A 12,754-nucleotide genomic window follows, 5' to 3' on the forward strand; every position below is an offset into this window, starting at 1 on the left:
CCTTATAAATGCGCCAGATAACTGGTCACGGCAGAGCGCACCGAGGCTTGCCCCTCGTTCCGCGCACGCTGAATAATCTGGCGCAACTCATTCAGGTCAGAGCGCCGGATCAGGTGTTTGACCGGCCCGATCGACGCCGGACGCATCGAAAGCGAGCGAATACCCAGCGCGGCGAGGGTCAGCGCCTCAATCGGGCGACCTGCATCTTCGCCACAAAAACTAAGCGGCGTACCAGACACGGCGCAACGCGCGATGATGCGCTCGAGGAAGGTCAGGAAGGACGTATCCAGCGTGTCATAGCGCTTACGCACACGTTCGTTTTCACGATCCGCCGCAAAGAAGAATTGCTTGAGGTCATTGCCCCCGATCGAGATGAAATCACAGGCCTCGTAAAAGCTGTCAGGCGCAAAGCCCAAAGAGGGCGTCTCTAGCATCGCGCCGATGCTGAGTTCCTCGGGCACGGCGCGACCCAGTTGCGCCTCACGGTCGCGCACCCGCAACAGCATATCGCGCGCGGCGTAAAATTCTTCGGGCAGCGCAATAAACGGAAACATGATCGACATCGCGCGCCCGTTGCCTGCGCGCAGCAGCGCCTGCAACTGCATCCGCAACACGCCGGGCTTGTCCAAGCCCACCCGCAACGCGCGCCAACCCATTGCGGGGTTGGGTTCGTCCTGCGGCTTCATATAGGGCACGACCTTATCCGAGCCGATATCGAGCGTGCGGAAATACACTCGCTTGCCATCGGCGGCATCCATCACCTTGGCGTAAAGCTGCGCCAATTCGCCCCGGCGCGGCACGCGGGTGCGCGTCAGGAATTGCAACTCGGTGCGAAACAGCCCGACGCCCTCGGCACCGGACCCTTTGAGCGAGGGCAGATCCGCCATCAGCCCCGCATTCATCACCAGCGAAACCGTCTGCCCCGACAAATCGGTCGCGGGTAGATCGCGCAAATCGGCATAGCGTTTCTGTGCCTCGGCCTGCATCGCGATCTTGTCGCGGAAGGCATGAGCGACACTTTCCTCGGGGCGCAAATGCACCACGCCCTGATCGCCGTCGACAAGGATCGGATCGCCGTTCAGCGCCTCGGCGGTGATGCGCCCGGCATGGATCACCAGCGGAATCGACAGCGCGCGCGCCACAATCGCGGCATGACTGCCCACAGACCCCTCTTCCAGCACCACGCCCTTGAGCTTGCGGTCATAATCCAGCAGTTCCGCAGGTCCGATATTGCGCGCCAGAAGCACCGGATTTTCCGGCATTTCCGCCCCGGTATCGCTGCCCTGCCCCGTCATGATGCGCAGCAGGCGGTTCGAGAGATCGTCGAGATCGTTCAACCGCTCGCGCAGATAGGGATCGGGGGCCAGCTTCATGCGGGCGCGCGCCGCGTTCTGCTCTTTCTCGACCGCAGCTTCGGCGGACAGGCCGGCGTCGATGTCCTCACTCATGCGGCGTTTCCAGCCCTTGGAGGCCGCCATCATTTTGAACGTCTCAAGCACCTGACGCTGATCTTTGTCGATCACTTTGGTGTTTTTCAGCATCTCATCGATGCGCGCGCGCAACTCCTTGATGCCAGCCTCAAGGCGGGCCTGTTCGGCCTCGGGGTCTTCGCCGACGGGGTTGGTCACGACGACGCGCGGCTCGTGCAGCCAGACGCGGCCCTCGGCAGCACCCTCTTGTCCCGTTGTGCCGCGAAACATGGACGGAAAGCGATGGGTTGCGCCGATCTCGGAGTTTTCACCCCCGACGAACGCCCCCAGTTCCGTCATCTCGGCCAGCACCATCGCGACGACATCAAGCCCGTAAAGCTCGTCTTCGGTGAACGAGCGCTTTTCCTTGGACTGAACCACCAAAACGCCCAGCTTCTCGCCCACGCGCTGGATCGGCACACCAACAAAGCTGGAATAAATCTCTTCGCCCGTCTCGGCCATGTAGCGAAAACCGGGGGCAGAGGGCGCATCAGCGGTGTTGATCGGCTGCCCCGAGCGCGCAACACGCCCCACCAGCCCCTCGCCCAGACGCATCCGCGTGTGGTGCACAGCCTCGGGGTTCAGCCCCTCGGTGGCGCACAATTCCAGCGTTTCAGGGTCGCGAAACAGATAGATCGAGCACACCTGCGTGCCCAGCGAATCCGCGATCAAATTGGTGATCCGGTTCAGCCGATCCTGACCATCGCCATCGGTGGCCAGCGTATCGCGCAGCCGCTTGAGCAGCGTGCGACTATCGCTATCGCTATAGTCCACCATTAAAAAATTCGCGCCCCCGTTCTGAAGGCCTGTTAAATTAGATCAGGCTTTGTCCAGTTCAAACACATCATGCAGGGCCTGAACCGCAAGTTCCAGATATTTGCGGTCCACCAGCACCGAAATCTTGATTTCCGATGTGGCAATGACCTTGATGTTGACGTTTTCAGCAGCCAGCGCTTTGAACATTTGCGCAGCCACACCCGCATGAGAGCGCATGCCAATGCCAACGACCGAAATCTTCGCAACATCTTCATCCGCAACCAGATCATCGAAATTGATCAGCCCGGCATCGCGCGCATCTTCCATCGCCTTGCGCGCCCGCGCGACCTGATTGATCGGGCAGGAAAAGGTCATATCGGTGACTTTCACCGCGTGTTTGGCCTGATGCTCCGAGATGTTCTGAACGATCATATCGACATTCACACCCGCATCCGCGAGCGGCCCGAAAATCGCGCCTGCAATACCGGGACGATCCTCGACCGTGACCAGTGTCATTTTCGCCTCTTCGCGCGAAAAGGCAACGCCGGAGACAACTTTCGATTCCATGATTTTATCCTCGTCGCAGACCAGAGTGCCCGAAGTCTCGTCGGTTTCCTCAAAAGAGCTTAGCACACGCAGCGGCACCTTGTAGCGCATCGCCAACTCGACCGAGCGCGTTTGCAGCACCTTGGCACCAAGGCTCGCCAGTTCCAGCATTTCCTCAAACGCGATCCGGTCCAGCTTGCGCGCCTTGTCCGACACGCGCGGGTCGGTGGTGTAGATGCCATCGACATCGGTATAGATATCGCACCGCTCTGCGCCAAACGCGGCGGCAAAGGCCACGGCGGTGGTGTCCGAGCCACCCCGGCCCAGCGTGGTGATCCGGCCCTCTTGGCTGAGCCCCTGAAAACCGGCGATCACCGCAACCTTGAAACCTTCGGCGAATTTCGCATCCAGATTGTCGCGCGGGATTGATTCGAACCGCGCCGCGCTATGCGCCGAGGTCGTGTTGATCGGCACTTGCCAGCCCTGCCAACTACGCGCGGAAACACCCATTTCCTGCAAGCGCAGCGCCATCAGCCCAGCGGTCACGTTCTCACCCGAAGACACCACGGCGTCATATTCGCGCGCGTCATAAAACGGCGAAGTGGTCTCGACCCAGTTCACCAATTCATTGGTGCGTCCCGACATGGCCGAAACGATGACGATCACATCATAGCCGCGCTCGACCTCGCGCTGCACCTTTACGGCGGCATTCGCGATCCGGTCGAGGTCGGCAACCGACGTTCCGCCGAATTTCATTACCAGAATTGGCATCGAAACCCCCTTGGGCATAATCGCGCCCCTGCTAGCGCGAAGCGCACCTGCACGCAAGAGATTTGGCGCGCGCGCTCAGCCGACATCCGTGCGCCCGCGCCGATCAGATCTCAGGTTGGAATAGAGCACATGATTGCGCCAGCGCCCGTTGATTTGCAGATAGCTTTGCGCCACACCCTCATATTTGAAGCCGGATTTTTCCAGCACCCCACGCGAGGCGGCGTTTTCAGGAAGGCAAGCGGCCTCGATCCGGCTCAGATCGAGCGTGGTGAATGCGTAATGCACCACCGCCTCAATCGCCTCGCGCATATAGCCCTGGCGTGCGTGGCGTTGCCCGACCCAATAGCCCAAAGTGCCCGCCTGCGCCGGTCCGCGCCGGATATTGTCCAGCGTCAACGCGCCCAGAAAGCGTTGGTCTTTGCGCCGGATCAGAAACAGCGGCAGCGCAGTATCGGCTGACACCGCGCGCGCAGCCCAATAGACGCGGTTGGAAAACGCCTTGCGGCTCAGGTGATCGGGCGACCAGCTTGGCTCCCACGGGACCAGAAAATCCCGCCCCTCGGAGCGCAGGCTGGACCAAGCCGTATAGTCGCCGTGCTCGGGCGGGCGCAACGTCATGCGCTCCGTCTCGATGCGCACCTGCCGACGACGCGGGAACATTACGCAGCAAGCCTTTCGCGCACGGATTGCAGTGAGGGCGCGTCATCCACCGGACCATAAAGCGCCAGCGCCGTGCGCCCGCTATCGGCCAGCCGTTCCGCAAAGGCGCGCACGGCGTCGCGCGTCACCCCGTCGATGCGCGCCGAGGCTTCCTCGATGCTGGGCACATGGCCCCAAACATGCAGGCTGCGCGCCATGCGTTCAGCGCGCGCCGAAGCGCCCTCAAGCCCCATCAGCAAGCCCGCCTTGATCTGCACACGGGCGCGCGCAATCTCGGCCTCGGACATATCTTCGGCGGCGCGCTTCATCTCATCCACCGTCAGGTCGGACAGACCCTTGATCTCATCGCCCGAGGTGCCGGCATAGATCGTGAACATGCCGGTATCTTCATAGGCCCCGGCCTGCGAGAAGATCGTGTAGCAAAGCCCGCGCTCTTCGCGGATTTTCTGAAACAGTCGCGAAGACATGCCCCCGCCCATCGCAGTCGAATAGACCTGCACGGTGTATAGATCAGCATCGCGATAGCTTGGGGCCTCAAACCCCAGCGCGAAATGCGCTTGCTCAAGCGTTTTGACCTCACGCCGCTCATTGCCAGCCCAAGCGGCACGTTCGGGCACGGGGTTGAGCGAGGGCGTCATGCCGCCAAAAATCGCCTCGGCGCGTTTGACGATATCGGCGTGATCGACCGCCCCTGCCGCCGACAGGATCATCTGGTCGGGGCCGTAATGTTCGCGCACAAAGCCCGACAGATCGTCACGCGCAAAGGCGCGCACACGCTCGGCCGGGCCAAGGATGGTGCGCCCCATCGGCTGATCGGGATAGGCGGCCTCTTGCAGCCAGTCGAAAATCACATCGTCGGGCGTATCCTGCGACTGCCCGATCTCTTGCAAGATCACGCCACGCTCGACCTCGATCTCGCGCTGATCGAAAATCGGGTTCAGCAGAATGTCGGAAATTACATCCAGCGCAAGCGGCACATCGGCCTGCAAGACGCGCGCGTAATAGGCGGTCATTTCGCGCGAAGTATAGGCGTTGATATAGCCGCCCACATCCTCTATCGCCTCGGCAATTTGCAGCGCAGTGCGCGATTGCGTGCCCTTGAACGCCATATGCTCAAGGAAATGCGCGATGCCGTTCTGCTCGGGGCGCTCGTGGCGACCGCCCGCCGTGACCCAGATGCCAATCGAGGCCGAGGCCAGCCCCGGCATCTTTTCGGTCACGATACGCAGACCGTTTTTCAGCGTGGTCATCTCAATCATGTACGGCGTCTTTCACGGATCAGCACCTCTAGGGCGGCAAGGTCATTGGGGACGCGCGTCACGCGTTCGTCCCGCTCGAATAGGTCGGCCATGCGCGCAGGCAAGGCGGGGCGGATGCCCGTGGCTTCCTCAACGGCATCGGGGAATTTCGCCGGATGCGCGGTAGCGAGTGTCACCATCGGCGTGGCCGGATCACGCGCCAGCGCCTGTTTGGCGACATTCACGCCCACGGCGGAATGCGGGCACAGCAGCTCACCGGTTTCGCGCAAGCTGTCGCCGATCTCTTCCATCGTGCGCCCCTCGCCCACCGCGCCACTGTCATAAATCGCGCGCAAGGCCCCGATGGCATTGGGCGACACTGTAAAGCTGCCGTCGGTTTTCAGCTCATCCATCAAGGCCGAAATTGCCGCGCCATCCTTGCCATAAGCCCAGAACAGCGCGCGTTCAAAGTTGGAACTGACTTCGATATCCATCGACGGGCTGATCGAGGGCGTCACGCCGCGTTTGGTGTAATCGCCCGCCTCAAGGCAGCGATGCAGAATGTCGTTCTGGTTTGTCGCGATCACCAGACGCTCAATCGGCAGACCCATTTCCTTCGCAAGGAAGCCTGCGAAAATATCACCGAAATTGCCGGTTGGCACGGTGAAGCTGATCTTGCGATGGGGCGCGCCCAAGGCCACGGCGGCGGTGAAGAAATACACGATCTGCGCCAGCACGCGGGCGAAGTTGATCGAGTTCACCCCCGCCAGCCCGACCTCATCGCGGAAGGCGAAATCGTTGAACATATCCTTCAGCTTGCCTTGGCAATCGTCGAAATCGCCATCCATCGCAAGCGCGTGGACATTGCCCTCGACCGGCGTGGTCATCTGGCGGCGCTGCACCTCAGACACGCGGCCATGGGGAAACAGGATGAACAGATCGACATTGTCGAGACCGCGAAACGCCTCAATCGCCGCTGATCCGGTATCGCCCGAGGTCGCGCCGACGATGGTGATTTTTTGGTCACGTTTCTCCAGCTCGATCTGGAACAACTGCCCAATCACCTGCATCGCGAAATCCTTGAACGCGAGAGTGGGGCCGTGGAACAGTTCCAGCAAGAAGTGGTTGGGCGCAAGCTGCACCATCGGCGCGCGCGCCGCGTGATCAAAGCCCGCATAGGCGCGCGAGATCGCGCCGCGCAACTCGTCCTCAGAGAACGTCTCAGAGACGAAGGGCTTCATCACCCGATAGGCGACCTCTTCGTAGGGCTGCCCGGCCAGTGCCGCGATCTCATCGCCGGAAAACTGGGGCACGGTTTCGGGGACGTATAAACCGCCATCCCGCGCGAGGCCCGTCAGCATCGCATCGCCAAAATTCAGAACCGGGGCCTGCCCCCGTGTGGAAACATAACGCATGCTCAATCCTTAGATCGGTTGCCGCCTGATACGCCACAGAAGAAAGATTGTCATCCCAGCCCAGACGATTGCCAGCAAAAACCAGGTGATCGCGTATTGCAGGTGATCGTTGGGGATGCCTGTGATGGTAATCGGCTCGGGGGTGATGCCCTGCGCGTCGCCTTGGATTTGCGCGGCGACAACGAGGATCGGTTCAGTTCCCAGCGCCTTGGCCATCGCAGGCACGTCGCGGGCAAACCAAAGGCCCGTTTTGGCATCAGGGGGCGGGGTGTAGCTGTCGGTTTCATTGGGCCAGTGCAGATTGCCGGTCACGATCAGCGCGGTGGGCGGACGAGCCGCATCGCGTCCTGCCTCAGGCAAAAACCCGCGATCCAGTAGAATGCGGCGACCATCGCCGGTCTCGAACGCGTCGATCGCGCGATAGCCAGCCCCGACGCCCTTTTGTCCCGACAGCACCAGTATCTCTTGCCCCGTGGTGCCGCCTGCCATCTCGACGGGCTGGTATTTCAACGCCTGCGTATCGCTGCCCTCAGCCGGAAAATCTTGCGGATCGCCGCCGATCTTGGCGGAAATCTCGGACAGCATCGCGCGTTTCCATTCCAGCCGGTTAAGTTGCCACACGCCCAGCGAAATCAGGATCGCGCAGCCCACCACACCCAGCAGCAACGGAAAGATAAAACGGGTCATTGCCCCTCCAGACATACGGCGCGCCATGAAAACGGCGCGAAGGTCACCCCCCGCGCCGCCTGTAAGCCAGCCAAAAGGGGCGCCTACGCGCTGCCCCAGACATAGATCGAAGCGAACAGGAACAGCCAGACCACATCGACAAAGTGCCAATACCAAGCCGCCGCTTCAAAGCCGACATGACGATCGGGAGTCATTTGACCCTTGGTGATGCGGATCAGGCAGACCAGCAGGAACAGCGTGCCGATGATCACATGTACGCCGTGAAAGCCCGTCGCCATGAAGAAGTTCGCGCCGTAAATATTACCCGACAGGCCAAAGGCCGCATGGGTATATTCATAGGCTTGCAGCAGGGTAAAGCAGAAGCCCAAGATCACCGTCAGGATCAACCCCTGCTTGACCGCCTTGCGATCATTGTCATGCACCAGCGCGTGGTGCGCCCAAGTCAGCGTCACACCCGACAGCAGCAAGATCACGGTGTTGATCAACGGCAGATGCCACGGATCAAACGTCTGAATACCCGCCGGAGGCCACACACCATCCACCGCCGGGCTTTGCGGGCCCATCGGATACATTGCGTGCTTGAAAAAGCTCCAGAACCAGGCGGCGAAAAACATCACCTCGGACATGATGAACAAGATAAAGCCATAGCGCAGCCCGATCGCGACGACAGGCGTATGATCGCCCACCTCGCCCTCATGCACGACATCGGACCACCAACCATACATGGTATAAAGCACAACCAAGAGCCCGGCGAAGAACATGTAATGCGTGATCCCGGCCATCCACATGACGGCCCCGAACAGCATGATGAAACCGCCCAGCGCGCTTAGGAACGGCCAGATCGAGGGCGGCAGGATGTGATAGTCGTGGTTCTTTGCGTGGGCCATGCGTCTCCCTCCGATGGCTTAATTGACCGTCTCTGCCGCCGAAGGCGGGACCGAGGCGTGTTGCTCGGGCAGATCGGTTTCGTAGAATGTGTAGCTAAGTGTCAGCGACTTGATCCGTTTCGCGTCGGCATCATTGACCATCTCCGGGTCGACGAAAAAGCTGACCGGCATCAGCACCCGCTCGCCGGGTTGCAACACCTGCTCGGTAAAGCAGAAACACTGGATCTTGTCGAAATAGTATCCCACGACATCGGGCGAGACATTGTAGCTAGCCGTGCCCGCGACCACGCGGTCGGTCGGGTTGTAAGCCTCGTAAAAGGCCAGCCCGTTTTGCCCGATCTTAAGCTTCATCTCGGTCTTGACGGGCTTGAACTCCCACGGCATATCGCGCGCCACATTGGCGTCAAAGCGCACGGTGATCTCACGGTCCAGCACATGATCGGGCAGTTGTTCGGCGACGTTCGTGGTGCCGCCATAGCCCGTCGTCTTGCAGAACCAGTTGTAAAACGGCACCGCTGCCCAAGCCCCTGCCCCCATCACAACGACCAGCGCAAGCAGTGACAGCACCACCCGCGTGTTCGACTGTTGTTGGGGGGCTTGGCTCACTTTGCGACCTCGGTTTTGGTTGGTTCGGCGGGTAGTTCCGAGACACGCGGCTGATGATCAAAACCCTCTAGCTTGCTGCCACGTTCAACCTTGACCACGGTCAGGCCGAAAACAATGGCGACAAAGCCAAGCAGAACCACTCCCAGCCCCGCATTGCGCGAGAACCGGCGGGTGTGAAGCTCACTGTCACGCGTGATTGCCATGTCTTACCAGATCCCCAATCCGAGATAGCTCAGCCCGGCCTCAGCCAGCAAAGCCAGAAAATGTGCGAAGAGATAGATCAACGAGAAGTAGAAGAACCGCTTTTCAACAGCGTATTTATCGGCCTCTGCCTGCGCTTCAGAACGGCCGTAAATTTCGATTGCACCCTTGATGAACAGCGCATTCATCACAAGCGCCGTCGCAAAATACAGCGGCCCGCCAATTGAGGTGAACCCGATACCCACAGCCAGCGGCGCAAGCACCAGCGCGTAGGCGAGGATATGTTTGCGCGTCACCGTGCGACCATGCGTCGAGGTCAGCATCGGCACTTTGGCCTCGTCGTAATCGGCCTTCATGAACAGCGCGAGCGACCAGAAATGCGGCGGCGTCCACAGGAACACCAGCAGGAACATCGCCACCGATTCGATGGAAATGCCACCCGTCGCCACGGCCCAGCCGATCATCGGCGGGAACGCCCCCGCCGCGCCACCGATCACGATATTCTGCGGCGTCGCGCGTTTGAGCCACATCGTATAGACGACAACGTAGAAGAAGATCGTGAAGGCAAGGAAAAGTCCGGCAAACACATTCGTCGCCAAGGCCAGCATCACGCAAGAAATGCCCGACAGTGCGAGGCCAAAGCCCAGCGCCTCACGCTCAGTGACGCGACCAGCGGGAATCGGACGCGAGCGCGTGCGCCGCATGATCCGGTCGATATCGGCATCATACCACATGTTCAGCGCCCCCGAGGCACCGCCGCCCAGCGCGATGAACAAGATCGCCACAAAGCCGACGAACGGGTGCACCGGATTGGGAGCAACAACCAGCCCGACGAAGGCCGTGAACACGACAAGCGACATCACCCGCGGCTTCAGCAGCGCGATATAATCGCCAAAGCGAGCCTCGTTATCTTGCGGGATATAGCTAATGTCACTCATATGCGCTGCCTTTCAGGTGCCAATGTCACGCGCTCAGTTCTGCGCGACCTGGATCGCCTGCTCCGCCTCGACCGAAGCAAAGTCATTTTTCGCGCGCGCAAGCCAGTCAGCGTAAACCTCGGGTGAAACAACCTTCACCACAATCGGCATATACGCGTGGTTGGTGCCACACAGTTCCGAGCATTGCCCGAAATACACACCTTCTTGATCGGCTTTAAACCACAATTGCGCGATCCGGCCCGGAACGGCGTCTTGCTTCACGGCAAAAGCGGGCACGGTCCAGCTGTGAATCACGTCAGAACCGGTGACCTGCACGACAATCGTCTTGCCCGCAGGCACGACCATCGCATTGTCAGCGGCCAGCAAATACTCATCAGACGCATAGCCGTGTTCTGCCAATTCATCCTTGGCTAGCATGATCGAATCAAAGCTGACTCCCTCATCGGGATACTCATAGCCCCAATACCACTGATAGCCGGTCACCTTGACGGTGATGTCTCCCTCGGGGATTTCCTGCGAATTCCACAAAGCGGGCAACGAGAACGCCCCGATCACGACCAGAATCGCAACTGGAACCAGCGTCCAGGTGATTTCCAGCGGCGCATTATGGGTAAATTTGCGCGGCACCGGATTGGCACGGCTGTTAAAACGAATCAGGGCATAGAAGATCAACGCAAAGACGAAGACGCAGGTCGCAACAACGATGACCAGCAGCATGTGATCCAGCCATTGCTGATCGTCCGCGATATTAGACGAAGCCGGTTGGAAGCCGGTTCCGCCCAGATGCGGCTTGCCGATCACCGGCAGCCCCTTGATCATGTCCTGAGCCGAAGCCTGCCCGGCGACAAAAGCCGTCAGCGAAAACGATGTGACAGCGGCCGCGAAAGCGCGGCTGTTGCTTGCAAAACGCATTATTCCCATTTCTCCCTTACGACGGCACTCCCCGCCGCCTCACAGAAAACCGACACTCCCATATCGGTCACCCGTTGTATGATCTTAGTTTAAAATCATATTAGAGGGAGATCGCAAGCAAAAGCTGCGACAATCTGTCAGAATTGATCACATACGTTTGGAGACCCAATGCCCCAGCAGGACCGTTTTGCCCCGTTCGAGACCGCGCTCGATCAGTCTTCGGCCCTGCACCTGTTGCGTGAGGCAACTGCGGGTGCCGAAGATGGCGAGCTGTTTTTGGAACAACGCCGGTCCGAGGCGCTGGTGTTTGATGATGGGCGCATCAAGACCGCGTCTTACGATGCCTCCGAGGGATTCGGTCTGCGCGCGGTCAAGGGCGAGGTGGCGGGATATGCTCATTCCACCGAGATTTCCGAAGCCGCCCTGCGCCGCGCCAGTGAAACTGCGCGTCTGGCCGTGGGTGATGGCGGCGGCGTGATGGCCCCGCCGCCCCAAGGCACCAACCTGCATCTTTATAGTGACGCCGATCCGGTCTCGGACACGCCGTTTGCCGCCAAGATCGACATCCTGCGCGAGATTGACGCCTATGCTCGCGATCTGGACAAGCGCGTGGTGCAGGTCTCGGTCAGCATGGCGGCCAGCCTGCAAGAGGTCTTTATTCTGCGCCCCGAGGGCGGCTTGGTCAGCGATATTCGTCCGATGGCGCGGCTCAACGTGTCGGTCATCGTCGAGGAGAACGGCAAACGTGAATCCGGTGGCCATGGCGGTGGCGGACGGTTCGGGCTGACAGGATTGATCGAGCCTGCGCATTGGAAACCGGTTGTGTCGGAAGCCCTGCGCATCGCCCTTGTGAACCTGCGCGCCGAACCTGCCCCGGCGGGCCAGATGGATGTGGTGCTTGGCCCCGGCTGGCCCGGCGTGCTGCTGCATGAGGCGGTGGGCCACGGGCTTGAAGGCGATTTCAACCGCAAGAAATCCTCGGCTTTTGCGGGCTTGATGGGCCAGCAAGTCGCGGCCAAGGGCGTGACCGTACTGGATGACGGCACAATCCCGGATCGACGCGGCTCGATCTCGATTGATGATGAGGGCACGCCCTCGGGTAAGAATGTTCTGATCGAAGATGGCGTGCTCGTCGGCTTCATGCAGGACCGCCAGAACGCGCGGCTGATGGGGGTTACGCCCACAGGCAACGGGCGGCGCGAAAGCTATGCCCACGCGCCAATGCCGCGTATGACCAACACCTATATGCTGAATGGCGAGGCCGAGCCGGGTGCGATTTTGTCCGATCTGAAAGACGGGATTTACGCTGTGGGCTTTGGCGGTGGTCAGGTCGATATCACCAACGGCAAGTTTGTGTTCAACTGCACCGAGGCCTATCGCGTGAAAAACGGCGTGGTCGGCGCGCCGGTCAAGGGGGCGACGCTGATCGGTGACGGTCCTACGGCGATGCGCCAGATCAAAGCAATCGGCAATGACATGGCGCTTGATCCCGGCATCGGCAATTGCGGCAAGGCAGGACAATGGGTGCCCGTGGGCGTGGGTCAACCGACGCTGATGATTGGCGGGCTGACCGTTGGCGGGTCGGCGGCGCGCTAAATCTGAGACAAATCCCATTGCGGCTGAGCGGTGCCTGTGTGGTCGCATTTAGAGAATGCAAATATTTTACAA

The 12,754-nt window shown here is 60.4% G+C and carries 12 protein-coding genes; 1 reads left to right on the forward strand and 11 read right to left on the reverse strand.

Annotated features, from left to right (window positions below; all coding sequences use genetic code 11):
• Positions 1-2: 2 nt before the first annotated feature.
• The 11 genes from ptsP to coxB all read right to left on the reverse strand — a co-directional run bounded on the left by ptsP (position 3) and on the right by coxB (position 11,086).
• On the reverse strand, positions 3-2,246 hold the full coding sequence (gene ptsP / locus DT23_RS15640) for a phosphoenolpyruvate--protein phosphotransferase (protein WP_038132696.1): 2,244 nt from the start codon (positions 2,244-2,246) through the stop codon (positions 3-5).
• Positions 2,247-2,288: 42 nt separating this feature from the next.
• Positions 2,289-3,542 carry an aspartate kinase gene (locus tag DT23_RS15645; RefSeq protein ID WP_038132773.1) on the reverse strand — a complete coding sequence of 418 codons (1,254 nt, stop codon included), beginning with the start codon at positions 3,540-3,542 and terminating at the stop codon, positions 2,289-2,291.
• A gap of 75 nt (positions 3,543-3,617) precedes the next feature.
• Complete coding sequence (locus DT23_RS15650; protein WP_038132698.1) at positions 3,618-4,202, reverse strand: GNAT family N-acetyltransferase; 585 nt, start codon at positions 4,200-4,202, stop codon at positions 3,618-3,620.
• A complete protein-coding gene (locus tag DT23_RS15655) occupies positions 4,202-5,461 on the reverse strand; it encodes a M16 family metallopeptidase (protein WP_038132702.1) in 1,260 nt (419 codons plus the stop codon). The genes DT23_RS15650 and DT23_RS15655 overlap by 1 nt, the downstream gene beginning before the upstream one ends.
• Complete coding sequence (gene thrC, locus DT23_RS15660; RefSeq protein WP_038132704.1) at positions 5,458-6,855, reverse strand: threonine synthase; 1,398 nt, start codon at positions 6,853-6,855, stop codon at positions 5,458-5,460. The genes DT23_RS15655 and thrC overlap by 4 nt, the downstream gene beginning before the upstream one ends.
• A 9-nt stretch (positions 6,856-6,864) precedes the next feature.
• A complete protein-coding gene (locus tag DT23_RS15665) occupies positions 6,865-7,542 on the reverse strand; it encodes an SURF1 family protein (RefSeq protein ID WP_038132705.1) in 678 nt (225 codons plus the stop codon).
• 83 nt (positions 7,543-7,625) lie between these two features.
• Entirely contained in the window at positions 7,626-8,429 is an 804-nt protein-coding gene (locus DT23_RS15670) for a cytochrome c oxidase subunit 3 (RefSeq protein WP_038132706.1), read from the reverse strand.
• 18 nt (positions 8,430-8,447) lie between these two features.
• Positions 8,448-9,035: a cytochrome c oxidase assembly protein gene (locus DT23_RS15675; RefSeq protein ID WP_038132707.1), complete on the reverse strand. Its 588-nt coding sequence runs from the start codon at positions 9,033-9,035 to the stop codon at positions 8,448-8,450.
• Positions 9,032-9,238, reverse strand: a complete 207-nt coding sequence (locus DT23_RS15680) for a hypothetical protein (protein WP_038132708.1) — start codon at positions 9,236-9,238, stop codon at positions 9,032-9,034. The genes DT23_RS15675 and DT23_RS15680 overlap by 4 nt, the downstream gene beginning before the upstream one ends.
• Positions 9,239-9,241: 3 nt before the next feature.
• A complete protein-coding gene (gene cyoE / locus DT23_RS15685) occupies positions 9,242-10,174 on the reverse strand; it encodes a heme o synthase (RefSeq protein WP_038132709.1) in 933 nt (310 codons plus the stop codon).
• Positions 10,175-10,207: 33 nt separating this feature from the next.
• On the reverse strand, positions 10,208-11,086 hold the full coding sequence (gene coxB / locus DT23_RS15690) for a cytochrome c oxidase subunit II (protein WP_420804693.1): 879 nt from the start codon (positions 11,084-11,086) through the stop codon (positions 10,208-10,210).
• A gap of 168 nt (positions 11,087-11,254) precedes the next feature.
• Between coxB and tldD the strand changes: the two genes are divergently transcribed.
• Complete coding sequence (gene tldD / locus DT23_RS15695) at positions 11,255-12,682, forward strand: metalloprotease TldD (RefSeq protein ID WP_038132711.1); 1,428 nt, start codon at positions 11,255-11,257, stop codon at positions 12,680-12,682.
• Positions 12,683-12,754 lie beyond the last annotated feature (72 nt).

The organism is Thioclava indica (assembly GCF_000714545.1).
GTDB classification, from domain to species: domain Bacteria; phylum Pseudomonadota; class Alphaproteobacteria; order Rhodobacterales; family Rhodobacteraceae; genus Thioclava; species Thioclava indica.

What these genes read in the sequence shown, in the direction of transcription:
- ptsP (WP_038132696.1), bottom strand. Translation starts at nt 2,246, where the DNA reads ATGGTGGACTATAGCGATAGCGATAGTCGCACGCTGCTCAAGCGGCTG.
- DT23_RS15645 (WP_038132773.1), bottom strand. Translation starts at nt 3,542, where the DNA reads ATGCCAATTCTGGTAATGAAATTCGGCGGAACGTCGGTTGCCGACCTC.
- DT23_RS15650 (WP_038132698.1), bottom strand. Translation starts at nt 4,202, where the DNA reads ATGTTCCCGCGTCGTCGGCAGGTGCGCATCGAGACGGAGCGCATGACG.
- DT23_RS15655 (WP_038132702.1), bottom strand. Translation starts at nt 5,461, where the DNA reads ATGATTGAGATGACCACGCTGAAAAACGGTCTGCGTATCGTGACCGAA.
- thrC (WP_038132704.1), bottom strand. Translation starts at nt 6,855, where the DNA reads ATGCGTTATGTTTCCACACGGGGGCAGGCCCCGGTTCTGAATTTTGGC.
- DT23_RS15665 (WP_038132705.1), bottom strand. Translation starts at nt 7,542, where the DNA reads ATGACCCGTTTTATCTTTCCGTTGCTGCTGGGTGTGGTGGGCTGCGCG.
- DT23_RS15670 (WP_038132706.1), bottom strand. Translation starts at nt 8,429, where the DNA reads ATGGCCCACGCAAAGAACCACGACTATCACATCCTGCCGCCCTCGATC.
- DT23_RS15680 (WP_038132708.1), bottom strand. Translation starts at nt 9,238, where the DNA reads ATGGCAATCACGCGTGACAGTGAGCTTCACACCCGCCGGTTCTCGCGC.
- cyoE (WP_038132709.1), bottom strand. Translation starts at nt 10,174, where the DNA reads ATGAGTGACATTAGCTATATCCCGCAAGATAACGAGGCTCGCTTTGGC.
- coxB (WP_420804693.1), bottom strand. Translation starts at nt 11,086, where the DNA reads ATGCGTTTTGCAAGCAACAGCCGCGCTTTCGCGGCCGCTGTCACATCG.
- tldD (WP_038132711.1), top strand. Translation starts at nt 11,255, where the DNA reads ATGCCCCAGCAGGACCGTTTTGCCCCGTTCGAGACCGCGCTCGATCAG.